Source organism: Jeotgalibaca sp. A127 (assembly GCF_052266745.1).
GTDB lineage: Bacteria > Bacillota > Bacilli > Lactobacillales > Aerococcaceae > Jeotgalibaca.
The window spans coordinates 67551-81658 of sequence record NZ_JBQPRC010000004.1; the positions used below are offsets into that span (position 1 = coordinate 67551).

Here is a 14108-nt window from a genome sequence, read left to right on the forward strand (position 1 = left end):
TTATGACATTCGAAAAAATTCAAGCAATTATCGTGGACCAATTAGACAAAGATGAAGCAGAAGTAACATTGACAACAAACTTCCGTGAAGATTTAGATGCAGATAGCTTAGATTTATTCCAAATCATCAACGACATTGAAGATGAATTCGACATCAAAATCGAAAGCGACGAAGGCATCAACACAGTAGAAGATCTTGTTAAATACGTAGATACTCAATTAGCTTAATTCGAAAAAAGAAAGTGGGCACTTGTATGAAATCTGTTTTATGTGAAATGCTGGGAATTGAATATCCAATTATTCAAGGAGCCATGGCATGGGTTGCGGATGCTGATTTAGCGAGCGCTGTTTCTAACGCAGGAGGTCTCGGTTTAATTGGGACTGGGCATGATACAGTCGACATAGTAAATCATAAAATCGCTGATATAAAAGCAAAAACGGATAAGCCATTCGGCGTCAATATTATGTTGCTTAATCAAAATGTTGACGATGTTGTCGATGCGGTTTGTGCTTCTGGTGTTAAGGTCGTAACAACCGGTGCAGGTAGTCCAGGGAGATACATGGAGAAGTTTAAGGCTGCTGGAATCAAAGTTATTCCAGTAGTCGCTTCTGTAGCCCTTGCCCGCAGAATGGAAAAAGATGGTGCAGATGCAGTCATCGTAGAGGGTATGGAAGCAGGCGGTCATATTGGTAAAGCAACGACGATGGCGCTCCTTCCCCAAGTGGTTGATGCTGTTAATATTCCTGTAATCGCAGCCGGAGGAATTGGAGATGGCAGAGGGATGGCAGCTGCCTTTATGCTAGGCGCAGTTGGTATTCAGGTTGGTACACGTTTTGTTGTGGCTCATGAATCCAATGCCCACCCAAACTTCAAAAATTCAATTCTTAAAGCTAAAGATATTGATACCGTTGTAACGGGACAAATCACAGGTCATCCTGTTCGAGTTTTACGGAATAAATTAACGCGAGAATACATGCAAATTGAAAAAGAAGAAACAAGTAAAGAGAATCCCGATTTAGAACGTTTAGCAAAAAAGGGTGCCGGTGCTTTGCGTCGAGCAGTTGTTGAAGGCGACAAAGATTACGGATCCATGATGGCTGGACAGATAGCCGGGATGATCAAAAAAGAAGAATCATGTAAAGAAATTATCACAGACTATATGACTGTTTGTGAAGATACCATTCGGAAACAAGCCGCATTATGGTCTGTTTGATAAACAGAGGTGAAATCGATGTCTTTGGCATTTGTATATAGTGGTCAAGGAGCCCAGTATACAGGAATGGGTAAGGAGCTCTATGATTCGTTTGAGATTGTAAGAAACGTTTTTGATGAAGCTTCAAAAGTTCTTGGATACGATGTAGCGGCATTATGTTTTGAAGAAAATGAGAAATTACATTTAACTGAATATACCCAGCCAGCTATCCTAACTGTTAGTTACGCAATTGATCAACTACTAGCATCAATTGGTATCCAGCCATCTATCGTTGCTGGATTAAGCCTCGGAGAATATACAGCACTGGTGAAAGCCAATGCTTTTTCTTTTAATGAGGGTATTTCGTTAGTTGCTAAGCGTGGTAAGTTCATGAGCGAGGCAGCTCCAGCTGGAACAGGAAAAATGGCAGCGGTTATGAATGCTGAGCGTAGTGTGATTGAAGCGGCATGTGAAGAAGCTTCAAAAACAGCATACGTGGCACCAGCTAATTACAATATGCCTACACAAATCGTTATAGGTGGCGAAGCGGTGGGTGTTGATAAAGCAGTGGCATTACTGGAAGAACAAGGCGTTCGCCGAATTATTCCTTTACAAGTGAGCGGACCGTTTCACACTGAACTGTTGGCTCCTGCAGCTGAAAAGCTGAAGGTAGAACTAGCGAAAATGACATTTAATGAACCTACTATTCCTCTAGTGGGCAATACTGAAGCTAAAGTAATGCATCAAGAAGAGATAGGTTCACTGTTAGAAAGACAAGTTAAGTCAGCGGTTAAATGGGAAGATTGCGTTAAAGAGATGATTGCGATGGGTGCTGATACCTTTATCGAGGTAGGGCCAGGAAAAACCCTCAGCAAGTTTATCAAGAAAATCGACAAAACCGTAAAAGTATTAAATGTTGAAGATTTGAAATCTTTCGAAGAAACAAAAACAGCTATTAATGCTGAATAACCCAGGAGAAATGAGGAGCACAATTGGAATTAAAAGGTAAAACCGTTGTGGTAACAGGCAGTTCCCGTGGAATTGGCGAAGCAATAGCTGAAGAATTTGCAAAACAAGGTGCTAACATTGTTTTAAACGCCAGAAAAGCTATTCCAGAAGAAATGTTGGAAAAGTTGCAATCTTATGGTGTGGAAGTTGAAGCGATTCTTGGTGATGTAAGTGATTTTAATTCTGCAAAACATTTAATCGACCAAACAAAAGAAAGATTTGGCTCCGTGGATGTTTTGATCAATAACGCCGGAATCAATCGTGACAAGTTAGTTATGCGGATGGATGAGGAAGATTTTGATGTGACCTATGAGGTTAACTTAAAAGGTAGTTTCAATACTATCCGCCATGCTTTGCCACTAATGTTGAAACAAAGGGCAGGATCTATCATTAATATATCCAGTGTTGTCGGTGAAACAGGAAATGCTGGGCAAGCAAATTACGCAGCAAGCAAGGCTGGACTTATCGGTTTGACTAAGTCAGTTGCACGTGAAGCTGCCATGCGCGGTGTAACTTGTAATGCTATTACACCTGGTTTTATTGAGACTGATATGACCGCTGCTTTATCTGATAAAGTTCAAGAAGCAATGTTAGGACAAATCCCGTTGAAAAAATTCGGGAAATCAAAAGATATTGCTGAAACAGCAGTGTTTTTAAGCAAGAGTGAATATATCACTGGACAAACAATCCGCGTTAATGGCGGTATGTACATGTAAGGAGGAGACAAATGAATCGTGTAGTTATTACAGGTATGGGTGCAATCACGCCTCTTGGAAATACAGTTGAAGCATTCTGGGATGGATTAAAGAACGGCAAGAACGGAATTGCCCCAATTACTAAATTTGATGCCTCTGAAACAGGAATTACTGTCGCTGCAGAGGTTAAAGATTTTGATCCATCATTATTTATGGATCGCAAAGAATATAAACGAATGGATCTATATTCCCAATATGCAGTTGCAGCTTCTGTTCAAGCTGTTGAAGATGCTGGTCTTGAAGTTGACAAAATTGATGCAACGCGCTTTGGCGTTATTATCGGTTCTGGTATTGGTGGATTAAACGAAATGGAATCTGGCATCATCAAGATGCATAATAAAGGGCCAAAACGTGTGCCACCAATGTTCGTACCCATGACGATAGGAAATATGGCTGCTGGTAATACTTCTATTAAAGTCGGTGCTAAAGGAATTTCTCTTGACATCGTAACAGCATGTGCTTCTGCAACCAATTCTATTGGTGAAGCTTATCGTAATATTAAACACGGTTATTCCGATGCTATTATTGCCGGAGGTTCAGAAGGTACTATTTGTGAAATTGGTATTGCTGGATTCGCTGCCCTAACAGCATTATCTCAAAGTACTGACCCAGATCGTGCATCCATTCCCTTTGACAAAGAACGTAATGGTTTTGTTATGGGCGAAGGTGCAGGAGTCTTGTTACTCGAGAGTCTTGAGCACGCGCAAAAACGCGGCGCTAATATTTTGGCAGAAGTCGTTGGTTATGGTTCAAATTCTGATGCTTACCATATGACGGCTCCAAGCGTTGATGGTAGTGGTGCAGGGGAAGCAATGAAAATGGCCATGCGCGAAGCAGGTGTTGAACCATCAGAGATTGATTATATCAATGCACATGGAACAAGTACGCCTGCAAATGATTCTTCTGAAACAAAAGCAATTAAATATGCATTAGGCGAAGAATTGGCACATAAAGTAGCTATTTCAAGTTCTAAGAGTATGACAGGTCATTTATTAGGTGCCGCAGGTGGTATCGAATCGATTGCATGTGTTAAAGCCTTAATGAATGATTTCGTTCCACCAACAATCGGATTAAAAGAAAAAGATGAAGCATGCGACCTTGATTATATTGCTAATGTAGGACGTGAACAAGAAGTTCGCTATACATTGAACAATTCACTAGGTTTTGGTGGCCACAATGCGGTCCTATGCTTTAAAAAGTGGGAGGAAGCTTAGTGAATTACGAGAATATCAAAGAACTTATTTCTTTAATTGATGCTTCCTCATTAAAAGAAATGGAATACTCCAAAGATGGTGTTTTCTTGCGTTTATCCAAGAATGAGAACCAAGTAATGGCTACCACTGTTGCAAAAACAGAGCGCCCGACTGAAGAACAAGTCGTAACATCTACTCCAACTATTCAAACAGAGGCTAGCCACATCGTGGAAGCAGCAGAAGGTAAAATCGTCAGCTCTCCAATCGTAGGGGTCGTTTACCTACAAGCGAACCCAGAATCAGCCCCCTATGTGGCTGTTGGGGATACAATTGAAGAAGGCCAAGTACTTTGCTTGGTTGAAGCTATGAAAATCATGAATGAAATTAATTCAGAATACCAAGGAAAAATTGCGGAAATTCTAGTTGAAAACGGCCAAGTTGTTGAATACAACCAACCGCTATTTCGCGTTATCTAAAAAGGAGCTAATAACATGAGCGTATTAAATTCACAAGAAGTAATGGATCTTATTCCTAACCGTTACCCGATTTTCTTCATTGATAAAGTAGAAGAATTAATCCCAGGAGAAAAAGTAGTTGCAATTAAAAATGTAACGATCAATGAACCATTCTTCCAAGGCCATTTCCCAGGGGAGCCTGTAATGCCAGGCGTTCTAATTATTGAATCTTTGGCACAAGCTGGATCCATTCCTTTGTTGAAATTGGAACAGTTCCAAGGTCAAACTGCTTACCTAGGTGGTTTAAATAAAATTAAGTTCCGTAAAAAAGTTGTTCCTGGAGATGTACTACGCCTTCAAGTCGATATTGTTAAATTGAAATCCTATGCTGGAATTGGCTATGGACAAGCATTTGTAGGCGATAAAAAAGTTGCGGAAGCAGAAATGACATTTATTATTGGGAGATAAACGATGCTGAAAAAAGTTTTGATAGCAAATCGCGGTGAAATTGCCGTTCGAATTATACGGGCATGCCATGAAATGGGAATCCAGACGGTTGCTGTCTATTCTGAAGCAGATCGTGAGGCTTTGCATACACAACTGGCTACTGAAGCAATTTGTATTGGTCCTGCACGGGCGTCCGAGTCATACCTTGATATGACAAGTATTTTAAGTGCAGCTGTCGTTACCGGCGCACAAGCTATTCATCCAGGATTTGGCTTTTTATCAGAAAACAGTATCTTCGCAACTATGTGCGAGGAAATGAATATTGTTTTTATTGGTCCAAAAGCTGAGACTATCGACTTGATGGGTAATAAGTCTAATGCGCGCAATGCCATGATGGAAGCAAAAGTTCCAGTCATTCCTGGAAGTAAAGGTTATATTAAAACCGTTGAAGAGGCAGAAATAAAAGCTAATGAACTAGGCTATCCGGTTATCTTAAAAGCTGCCGCTGGTGGTGGTGGAAAAGGCATGCGGAAAATTTCTCAGGCATCTGAATTGGCAACCCTTTTCAGCCAAGCGAAAGCTGAAGCAAAAGCGGCTTTTGGTGATGACCGTATGTATCTTGAAAAAATAATCAGCCCAGCACGGCATATTGAAGTACAAATACTGGCAGATGAGTTCGGTAACGTCATTCATTTAGGCGAACGGGACTGTTCTTTACAAAGAAACCATCAAAAAGTATTGGAAGAATCTCCTTCCACTTATATTTCGGAAAAAACCCGAGCGGAAATGGGAGAGACTGCCGTCCGCGCAGCTAAATATGTTGATTATCGCAATGCCGGTACCATTGAATTTTTGGTAGATACAGACGAGAATTTTTACTTTATGGAAATGAATACACGTATTCAGGTGGAACACCCTGTAACTGAAATGGCTACAGGAATCGATATCGTAAAAGAGCAATTAAGAATCGCTAGTAGACTGCCACTTAGTATTAAGCAAGAAGATGTTCAAATTACTGGTCATACCATCGAATGTCGCATTAATGCTGAAAATCCTGCATTAGGTTTCCGTCCTTCATCCGGTACAGTAGAATATTTGTATTTACCAAGTGGTGGAAATGGATTACGTGTTGAGAGTGCCATGTATGGCGGATATACAATCCCTCCATTTTATGACTCTATGGTTGCGAAAATCATTACCAAAGGTGAAAATCGTGAAGAAGCTATTGCCAAAATGAAACGTGCTCTTCATGAACTCGTCATCGAGGGTGTGGACACAAACCGTGAATTCCAGCAAGCTATCTTAAGTGATGATAACTTCGTGTATGGCAATTTTGATACGGATTATCTACAAACTACGTTTTTACCAAATTGGCAACCATAAATAATAGAAGGTAAGAGGTGAGGAAATGAAACTATTTCGTAAACGTCCATATATACCTTTGGGACCTTCCTCAACCCAAGAAGAAGCAAACCAAAAACCAATTGTCCCGGAAGGCCTTTGGAAAAAATGTCCGAATTGCAGTAAGACGATTTATAGTAAAGATTTAGGGGCAGATAAAATGTGCCCGCATTGTCATTACAATTTTCGTATCCCTGCTTCGGAACGTATTGACTTGATAGTTGATGAAAATTCTTTTGAAGAATGGTACCAAGAGATGCCAACTGTAAATCCATTGAACTTTCCGGGTTACGATGATAAATTAGCAAAAACAAAAGAAAGTACTGGCACTAAAGAAGCTGTTATAGTAGGGAAAGCCAAGATTAAAGGCAATGACACAGTCCTATGTGTTATGGATTCAACCTTTTTTATGGGCAGTATGGGGACGGTTGTAGGTGAAAAACTGACGCGAGCGATTGAACAAGCTATTGCATTACAACTGCCTCTTATTATATTTACAGCTTCTGGTGGTGCTAGAATGCAAGAAGGGATCATGTCCCTTATGCAAATGGCAAAAGTTAGTGTGGCGGTATCGAACTTGCAAAAAGCAGGTTTACCGTACTTCACTGTTTTAACTGATCCAACTACCGGTGGAGTTACTGCCAGTTTTGCGATGCAAGGAGATATTATTCTTGCAGAACCAGGAGCTACAATAGGTTTTGCTGGCAAGCGGGTTATTGAGCAGACAATCAAAGCGACTGTTCCTGAAGGTTTTCAAACTGCAGAACATCTACTTAAAAAAGGTTTTATTGATCATATTATCCCAAGAAAACAGTTACGCGATAAGCTGGGATTTTTATTAGAGTTGCATTGCCCGCAGAAAGTGAGGGTTATGCATGAGTAAACGAGATGCTAATGAAATTGTAGAAAACGCACGGAGTATGGAGCGTTTAACTACCCAAGAACTAGCAGAAGGTATTTTCACCGATTTTTTTGAACTCCATGGTGATCGTAAATATGGGGATGATTCTGCTATTATCGGTGGTATCGCTACTCTAAACGGTATGCCCGTAACGGTTATCGGCACTCAAAAAGGCCGGGATTTAAAGGAAAATATCCATCGCAATTTTGGTTCTCCTAATCCTGAAGGTTACCGTAAATCAATCCGTTTGATGAAACAAGCTGAGCGCTTCAATCGTCCGGTTATCACTTTTATCAATACTTCTGGAGCATATTGTGATATCGATTCTGAAGACAGAGGTATTGGAGAAGCGATAGCAGAAAGTCTATTAGTGATGTCACAGTTAAGCGTTCCTATCTTATCCATTTTTATTGGTGAAGGTGGAAGCGGCGGCGCTTTGGCATTGGGAATGGGAAATAAAGTATGGATGATGGAGAATACGATGTATTCAGTGCTTTCGCCAGAAGGTTTTGCGTCAATCTTATGGAAAGACGCATCACGATCAAAAGAAGCAGCAGAAATCATGAAATTAACGCCAGACGATTTGTTGGAATTAACCGTTGTTGACAAAGTTATTTCGGAGACAAGACGTAAAGTTAAATTAACCAAAGTCGAATTAATGAATCGTTTGCGTGAAGAGATAGAACAAGGATTGAAGGAAATGATGACCTGGGATGCAGAGTATGTTATCCAACAGCGTCAAGAGCGTTTCCGACAGTTCTAAAAATAAAGTTTACCAATTCATTGCGATTGGTAAGCTTTTTTTGTTATGCTTTGATTGATACTTGAAAGGAGTGTGTGTATGGATTCTTTTCCGTTCCCTAATAACTTTGAAGCTTATTTCCAAAAAGCAATGAACGAAATGGTAAATGGAAATCTGGAGCAAACCGTTACCTATATTCAAAAAGCACTAACCATCCAGATGGATGAGGAATTATTTAATGTCTGTTTAACGTTATTAAAAGATTTAAACCGTCTGGAGGAAAGTTTAGAGCTGATCAAACAACACAAAGCCTATTTATATGAATCTATTCGGGTTGAAAAAAATGATTTGATTTTTATTACTTTATTAATAGAAAGTGGAAGACTATCTGAAGCAAAAAAACAAATTAATCAACGATGGGCAAACCTTAAAAATAACCCAGATTACGCGCATATACAAAACATATTAGAGCAGTATCTTAATCAAGTTGAAACCAAGCAATTGCAGCAAAAGGAAGAAGGAATCGATAAGGTTCTAACGGAAAGCAAATCAATAATAAATAAACCTTATTATCTCCAGATGAATTTCGTTAAATCCATTCAAGTGTTATCAGACCAAGATATTTTGATAGCCACGAATGAATTATTGCGGAATCAATCCGTCCACCCCCTTATTAAAACAGAAGTTCTATCACTCTTAGTAGATAGGGGAATGACAGGTTCAATCGAATTGTATAAAGAAGGAGTGAAACAATCAGTAAAGCTGGCACAGCTTAAGCAACCCAATGAATCTTCATTTTATTTAGAAGGTATTTATTACATTGAGAATCAGATTTTTAAAGATGAGATGGAAAAACAACGCCTTCAGGAAAATTTCTTCTTACATGTTCTGTATTATTATCCCTTTGAAACAGAAATTTTCGGAAATCCGGATGCCTGGTTTACCGCTGTCCGCTTTCCGGTAAAAAATTCCAGAGTGAGTGATTACGTGGAGAGGGCTGAAAAAGGTCTAGATTTATTGACGTAAAAGCGTTTACAGACTATAATAAAATATATGGTGGCTTTGTGGTTTTCAAAACGAAGGAGGATCTCTCATGACTAACGGAATCGTTAAATGGTTTAGTAACGAAAAAGGCTATGGTTTTATCGAGAGGTTGGACACTCAGGAAGATGTCTTCGTCCATTTTACCGGCATTAATCATGAAGGCTTTAAAACACTTAGTGAGGGGCAACTCGTAACCTTCAAAGTAGCTGAAGGAGCACGCGGTTCTCAAGCGACTGATGTATATGTTAATGAGGATGAAAGGCCAGAATTAGAGGAAGATTCCACGAATTATGATTAGAATGTATATTGATGGAGCTGCAAATCCCAAAAAGAAAATATCTGGGATCGGCATTGTCATAATTGAATCAGGTAAACAGGTGCAATTAAGCGAGAAGTTGGAGACATACTTTGATAATCACGAAGCGGAGTTGATTGCACTCCAGTATGCGTTAGATTACTTATTAAGTAAAAAAAAACAAAATGAGGTTATTTTCTGTCATTCAGACAGCAAAATGTTGGTGGACGCAATAGAAAAGAAATATAGTCGAAAAGAGAGTCATGTTCGACACCTTAGTGAAATTCTTCGTACTTTAAAACAATTTCCCCAATTTTACTTGAAATGGGTACCCGAAAAGGAAAATAAGGGGGCCGATAGACTGGCACGAAATGCGCTTAAATAGCTTCTTGCTCGAATTGTTAGAGGAAGATTAAAAAGGTGTTGACATCCTAACCATAGTCTAATATAATAATTTCATTGTTACATTCTAATATTGAAAAAATCAATGATAGAGAGAGTAAATTGGATTGTTTTATTTCAGCGAGTCAGGGTAGAGTGGAAGCCTGTCAATAAAAAACCAATTGAAACGCACTTTATCGATGAAGAGGTGAACCTAAGTAGCTTCTTCCGCAGATCATGCGTTAATACAATGAGGTGGATATGCCATGAGCATGTCAACTAGAGTGGTACCGCGGATTCAACCTATATATGAACCCGTCTCTTGCGATTAGCGAGGGACGGGTTTTTTGTGTTCAAATTAATAAGGAAGTCGATGAAAAAGAGAGTAATTTGTCCGAGTATTTTCAGCGAGATAAGGGTGGTGGGAGCTTATCAATCAAGGGCAGATGAACCGCACTTTGGAGACATGTTGGTGAACATTACAGTAGCCAACGACGCATGCTGAGCGATAAAGCAGGTTGAGGGGACAGATGACGATCCATCTGTCAAAAAGAGTGGTACCGCGGGAAAAGCCCGTCTCTATTTAATAATAGAGATGGGCTTTTTTTATACTTTTAAGGAGGGAAAACATGATTATTACCGCAGATGAAAGAGCAGAAATTTTACTGGACAGTTTGAGCTATATCAAAAAATTCCATAACAAAATAGTCGTAATCAAATATGGCGGGAATGCGATGTTAAACGATGAACTGAAGGCTTCGGTCATTAAGGACCTTGTTTTATTGAAATACATCGGCATGAATCCGGTCATTGTCCACGGAGGAGGGCCTGAAATTACCCATTACATGGAATTGAAAGGAATCGAGACGACATTTATCGATGGCTTGCGTGTGACGACACCGGAAACGATGAAAATTGCCGAGATGGTCTTGACGGGCAGTATTTCACCGGAAATTACAGCTTTGTTCAATCAGAATGGTGTACCGAGCATCAGCATGAGCGGCAAAGACGGCAAATCCATTATTGCCGAACAAAGATGCCCCGAACTGGGTTTGGTGGGAAAAGTAACCCAAGTCAACACCCAATATATTACTAACCTAATCAATGAGGGCTATGTTCCGGTGATATCGCCCATTGCCTACGGTGAAGATGGCAGCAGCCTGAATGTAAATTCAGATGAAGTTGCTAAACACTTGGCTACGGCGCTTGCAGCGGACAAGCTTATCCTGCTTACAGATGTGGATGGCGTGCTTGCCGAACCTGGCGATAGCCAATCACTTATGTCCCGCTTGACGCCTAAACAAATTAGAGAGGGAATCGATACACGGACTATCACAGGTGGAATGATTCCCAAAATGGAATGTTGCCTTGGGGCAATTTCAGGGGGAGTTAAACGCTGCCACATCATTAACGGCACTATCCCGCATGCGATCCTGTTGGAATTGTTCACGAAAGAAGGAATTGGAACCATGATTACGAACGAGGGGGATACCTATGAAGACGCAAATTGCTGAGAAATCGATAATTGAAAAAAGTGAAACCTACCTGATGGGAACCTACGGACGCTTCCCGGTTGTTTTTGTGGATGGGTTTGATTCTACCTTGATCGATAAGGATGGCCGCAAATATACCGACTTTTTGTCCGGAATTGCTGTAACCAATCTTGGCTACAGTAACGAAAAGGTAAAAGCAGTCATGTTAAACCAGGTCAATACCATCATTCACACTTCCAATAACTTTCATATTGAATCGCAGGGAGAGCTGGGAGAACTGTTGTGCAACCATTCTTTTGCAGCAAAAGTTTTCTTCGGTAACTCGGGTGCGGAGGCCAACGAAGGTGCAATCAAATTAGCGCGTAAGCGGGCTTATTTGAAATACGGGGAGCAAAAAAACGAAATCGTGGCGATGAAGGGATCTTTCCATGGACGAACGCTAGCCACCTTGAATATGACGGATAATCCCCTCTACCGGGAAGGCTACGGTCCCCACCCAGCCGGTTTCGTTTTTACACCGTTCAATGATGTCGAAGCTTTGATAACCGCCGTGAATGCGAACACCGCTGCCATCATCTTGGAGCCGTTGCAAGGGGAAGGCGGCATTTATCCAGCGCAAATGAATTTCATGAAAAAAGCACGAGAACTCGCCGACCAATACGATTGTGCACTGATTTTTGATGAAGTCCAATGCGGTATGGGCAGAACCGGGAAATTATTTGCCCACGAACATTATGGTATCGAGCCGGACATCATGACACTTGCTAAAGCGCTCGCCAACGGGGTTCCGATTGGGGCAATTCTCGCCAAAGGAGATTTTGCGGAAACATTCAAGCCGGGTGACCATGGTACGACATTCGGTGGTAACCATCTGGCTACAGCAGCAGGGAAAGCGACGGTGGAAGAAATAGTGGATAACGATTTGGCTGAAATGGCTGCTCAAAAAGGCGTCTACCTTAAGGATAAATTGAGCGCTCTGTGTCAGAAATCTACGGTCGTTACAGAGGTGCGGGGATTAGGCTTGTTGGTTGGGATGGAATTGACAGTGCCTGGGCAGCCAATTGTTGAAGCCATGTTTGCAAAAGGTTACTTAATCAACTGCACCCAGAAAAATATTCTACGGTTCATGCCACCGTTTACTATCACAAAAATGGAAATCGATGCCATGCTTGTCGCTTTGCAAAATGTTTTAGGAAGCGGAGGGATATCGTCTTGAAAATACGTCGCTCTACTATTTTTGATTTGCCATGTCTACTGAAGATGTTCGATTATGGTCGAAGATTGCAACGAGAACTGGGTAATCATTATCAATGGCGCAATGGGGAGCCCAGCCAGGCAGCCTTGGAACAGGATATTCAAGATGGGACTAGCTACGTGTGTGTCATTGATGAGCAAGACCACAGCGTTCTACCAAAGGGAACCATTTTGGCAACGTTCAATTTGTCCCCGGAAGAGAACAAACTTTTTGAAACACTGGATAATGGCTCCTGGATCAATGACTATCCTTACATTACCATTCAACGGATGTGTACAAACGGCAAAGTAAAGCGTGCCAGTCAGTTTTGTATGCAATGGATCATTGAACAATACGCAAATGTTCGTATTTATACCCATGAGACCAACAAACCGATGATTCATGTCATCGAAAAGCACGGTTTTGCCTATTGCGGACGCATCTATCCACCAGATGGTGAACCAAGGTATGCTTACCATTATGTGGCGATTGAAGCCATGAAGGAGGTCATGTAGTGATAAAAATAGGTATATTGGGTGCAAGCGGGTATGCGGGGGCAGAGTTGGTCCGGTTGCTCGTTCAAAGAAACGATGTAGAAATTGTTTTTGTTCATTCCAACAGTTTTTCCGATGCCCCATTTATACAGCGCTACCCCCACTTGAAAGGGTTGTTTACCGCTGATTTTGCTGCAATGGACTTGGAAAATAATGATTACTTCGATGAAATCGATATTCTCTTTTGTGCCTTGCCGCATGCCAAATCCCAAGCAGCTGTTAAAGCCGCCCGGTCTAAAGGGTTGAAAGTAATCGACTTGTCGGCTGACTTCCGCCTGAAGGACTCGGCAGTCTATGAAGAATGGTACCAGACGGAACACCATGCCAACGAAGCATTGCAAGAAGCCGTCTACGGTATCCCGGAGCTTAATCGCCAGGCCATCAAAGGAGCAGAACTTGTGGCTAATCCCGGTTGTTACCCGACTTCCGTCATTCTGGGAATATACCCCCTTTTGAAGGAAGGCTATCATCCATGTCAACCGATAATCTCAGACTCCAAATCCGGCATCTCCGGGGCAGGTAGGGGACTTAAAGATGGTAATTTATTCACCCAAGCAACGGAAACTATCCACCCTTATGCGGTGGGAACCCACCGGCATACCCCTGAAATAGAAGAGCAATTAACAATTATCAGTGGCAACAAAACCCAAGTAATCTTCGTACCCCATCTGGTTCCGATGCAAAGAGGCATATTGTCGACACTGTATGTGAAGAACGAGCAAGGGTTGAGTGAAGATGAACTTCATTCACTTTATAAACACCACTTTGAGGGAGAACATTTCATCCGCGTGCTGAAAAAAGGTGATACCCCCACGACCAAGGCAGTCAGCGGATCTAACTATTGTGACATTGGCCTAGCAATCGATAAACGCACGGATACAATCATTATTATGTCAGCAATCGATAATTTAATAAAAGGAGCAAGTGGGCAGGCAATCCAAAATATGAACCTGATGTTCGGCCTAGAAGAAACAAAAGGATTGACCCAGGCACCCATTTGGCCTTGAAAAAGG

At 41.3% G+C, this 14108-nt stretch carries 17 protein-coding genes and 2 other annotated features; all 17 genes read left to right on the forward strand.

What is annotated here, in order from left to right:
• Nucleotides 1-2 precede the first annotated feature (2 nt).
• The 17 genes from ACTVAI_RS05930 (at nucleotide 3) to argC (ending at nucleotide 14102) form a co-directional block, all read left to right on the forward strand.
• Nucleotides 3-227, forward strand: a complete 225-nt coding sequence (locus ACTVAI_RS05930; RefSeq protein ID WP_443473088.1) for an acyl carrier protein — start codon at nucleotides 3-5, stop codon at nucleotides 225-227.
• A gap of 26 nt (nucleotides 228-253) precedes the next feature.
• Nucleotides 254-1213, forward strand: a complete 960-nt coding sequence (gene fabK, locus ACTVAI_RS05935; RefSeq protein ID WP_443473089.1) for an enoyl-[acyl-carrier-protein] reductase FabK — start codon at nucleotides 254-256, stop codon at nucleotides 1211-1213.
• An 18-nt stretch (nucleotides 1214-1231) separates the two neighbouring features.
• Nucleotides 1232-2161, forward strand: a complete 930-nt coding sequence (gene fabD / locus ACTVAI_RS05940) for an ACP S-malonyltransferase (RefSeq protein ID WP_443486149.1) — start codon at nucleotides 1232-1234, stop codon at nucleotides 2159-2161.
• A 23-nt stretch (nucleotides 2162-2184) separates the two neighbouring features.
• On the forward strand, nucleotides 2185-2916 hold the full coding sequence (gene fabG / locus ACTVAI_RS05945) for a 3-oxoacyl-[acyl-carrier-protein] reductase (protein ID WP_443486150.1): 732 nt from the start codon (nucleotides 2185-2187) through the stop codon (nucleotides 2914-2916).
• Between the two features lie 11 nt (nucleotides 2917-2927).
• Complete coding sequence (gene fabF / locus ACTVAI_RS05950) at nucleotides 2928-4169, forward strand: beta-ketoacyl-ACP synthase II (protein ID WP_443486151.1); 1242 nt, start codon at nucleotides 2928-2930, stop codon at nucleotides 4167-4169.
• Nucleotides 4169-4624, forward strand: coding sequence for an acetyl-CoA carboxylase biotin carboxyl carrier protein (gene accB, locus ACTVAI_RS05955; RefSeq protein WP_443486152.1), 456 nt, complete (start codon nucleotides 4169-4171; stop codon nucleotides 4622-4624). Before fabF ends, accB begins: the two co-directional genes overlap by 1 nt.
• A gap of 15 nt (nucleotides 4625-4639) precedes the next feature.
• Entirely contained in the window at nucleotides 4640-5071 is a 432-nt protein-coding gene (fabZ, locus tag ACTVAI_RS05960; protein ID WP_443486153.1) for a 3-hydroxyacyl-ACP dehydratase FabZ, read from the forward strand.
• Nucleotides 5072-5074: 3 nt separating this feature from the next.
• Nucleotides 5075-6433: an acetyl-CoA carboxylase biotin carboxylase subunit gene (locus ACTVAI_RS05965; RefSeq protein WP_443473095.1), complete on the forward strand. Its 1359-nt coding sequence runs from the start codon at nucleotides 5075-5077 to the stop codon at nucleotides 6431-6433.
• A gap of 25 nt (nucleotides 6434-6458) precedes the next feature.
• Nucleotides 6459-7334: an acetyl-CoA carboxylase, carboxyltransferase subunit beta gene (gene accD, locus ACTVAI_RS05970; RefSeq protein WP_443486154.1), complete on the forward strand. Its 876-nt coding sequence runs from the start codon at nucleotides 6459-6461 to the stop codon at nucleotides 7332-7334.
• Nucleotides 7327-8115, forward strand: coding sequence for an acetyl-CoA carboxylase carboxyl transferase subunit alpha (gene accA, locus ACTVAI_RS05975; protein WP_443486155.1), 789 nt, complete (start codon nucleotides 7327-7329; stop codon nucleotides 8113-8115). The genes accD and accA overlap by 8 nt, the downstream gene beginning before the upstream one ends.
• A 78-nt stretch (nucleotides 8116-8193) precedes the next feature.
• The gene (locus tag ACTVAI_RS05980; RefSeq protein WP_443486156.1) at nucleotides 8194-9120 is read left to right on the forward strand and encodes a hypothetical protein; all 927 of its coding nucleotides are present in this window, start codon (nucleotides 8194-8196) and stop codon (nucleotides 9118-9120) included.
• Between the two features lie 67 nt (nucleotides 9121-9187).
• Nucleotides 9188-9436 (forward strand): cold-shock protein, encoded by a 249-nt coding sequence (locus tag ACTVAI_RS05985; protein ID WP_443486157.1) that lies wholly within the window; start codon nucleotides 9188-9190, stop codon nucleotides 9434-9436.
• A complete protein-coding gene (locus ACTVAI_RS05990) occupies nucleotides 9429-9818 on the forward strand; it encodes a ribonuclease HI family protein (RefSeq protein ID WP_443486158.1) in 390 nt (129 codons plus the stop codon). The genes ACTVAI_RS05985 and ACTVAI_RS05990 overlap by 8 nt, the downstream gene beginning before the upstream one ends.
• Before the next feature lie 93 nt (nucleotides 9819-9911).
• Nucleotides 9912-10140 (forward strand) — a binding site (T-box leader).
• Between the two features lie 38 nt (nucleotides 10141-10178).
• Nucleotides 10179-10398: a binding site (T-box leader), on the forward strand.
• Nucleotides 10399-10443: 45 nt separating this feature from the next.
• On the forward strand, nucleotides 10444-11328 hold the full coding sequence (gene argB / locus ACTVAI_RS05995) for an acetylglutamate kinase (RefSeq protein ID WP_443473101.1): 885 nt from the start codon (nucleotides 10444-10446) through the stop codon (nucleotides 11326-11328).
• Nucleotides 11309-12523 (forward strand): aspartate aminotransferase family protein, encoded by a 1215-nt coding sequence (locus ACTVAI_RS06000; protein WP_443473102.1) that lies wholly within the window; start codon nucleotides 11309-11311, stop codon nucleotides 12521-12523. The genes argB and ACTVAI_RS06000 overlap by 20 nt, the downstream gene beginning before the upstream one ends.
• Nucleotides 12520-13056 carry a hypothetical protein gene (locus ACTVAI_RS06005; RefSeq protein ID WP_443473103.1) on the forward strand — a complete coding sequence of 179 codons (537 nt, stop codon included), beginning with the start codon at nucleotides 12520-12522 and terminating at the stop codon, nucleotides 13054-13056. The genes ACTVAI_RS06000 and ACTVAI_RS06005 overlap by 4 nt, the downstream gene beginning before the upstream one ends.
• A complete protein-coding gene (argC, locus tag ACTVAI_RS06010; protein ID WP_443473104.1) occupies nucleotides 13056-14102 on the forward strand; it encodes an N-acetyl-gamma-glutamyl-phosphate reductase in 1047 nt (348 codons plus the stop codon). Before ACTVAI_RS06005 ends, argC begins: the two co-directional genes overlap by 1 nt.
• The last annotated feature ends 6 nt before the right edge of the window (nucleotides 14103-14108 follow it).

What these genes read in the sequence shown, in the direction of transcription:
- ACTVAI_RS05930 (WP_443473088.1), top strand. Translation starts at nt 3, where the DNA reads ATGACATTCGAAAAAATTCAAGCAATTATCGTGGACCAATTAGACAAA.
- fabK (WP_443473089.1), top strand. Translation starts at nt 254, where the DNA reads ATGAAATCTGTTTTATGTGAAATGCTGGGAATTGAATATCCAATTATT.
- fabD (WP_443486149.1), top strand. Translation starts at nt 1,232, where the DNA reads ATGTCTTTGGCATTTGTATATAGTGGTCAAGGAGCCCAGTATACAGGA.
- fabF (WP_443486151.1), top strand. Translation starts at nt 2,928, where the DNA reads ATGAATCGTGTAGTTATTACAGGTATGGGTGCAATCACGCCTCTTGGA.
- fabZ (WP_443486153.1), top strand. Translation starts at nt 4,640, where the DNA reads ATGAGCGTATTAAATTCACAAGAAGTAATGGATCTTATTCCTAACCGT.
- ACTVAI_RS05965 (WP_443473095.1), top strand. Translation starts at nt 5,075, where the DNA reads ATGCTGAAAAAAGTTTTGATAGCAAATCGCGGTGAAATTGCCGTTCGA.
- accD (WP_443486154.1), top strand. Translation starts at nt 6,459, where the DNA reads ATGAAACTATTTCGTAAACGTCCATATATACCTTTGGGACCTTCCTCA.
- accA (WP_443486155.1), top strand. Translation starts at nt 7,327, where the DNA reads ATGAGTAAACGAGATGCTAATGAAATTGTAGAAAACGCACGGAGTATG.
- ACTVAI_RS05980 (WP_443486156.1), top strand. Translation starts at nt 8,194, where the DNA reads ATGGATTCTTTTCCGTTCCCTAATAACTTTGAAGCTTATTTCCAAAAA.
- ACTVAI_RS05985 (WP_443486157.1), top strand. Translation starts at nt 9,188, where the DNA reads ATGACTAACGGAATCGTTAAATGGTTTAGTAACGAAAAAGGCTATGGT.
- ACTVAI_RS05990 (WP_443486158.1), top strand. Translation starts at nt 9,429, where the DNA reads ATGATTAGAATGTATATTGATGGAGCTGCAAATCCCAAAAAGAAAATA.
- argB (WP_443473101.1), top strand. Translation starts at nt 10,444, where the DNA reads ATGATTATTACCGCAGATGAAAGAGCAGAAATTTTACTGGACAGTTTG.
- ACTVAI_RS06000 (WP_443473102.1), top strand. Translation starts at nt 11,309, where the DNA reads ATGAAGACGCAAATTGCTGAGAAATCGATAATTGAAAAAAGTGAAACC.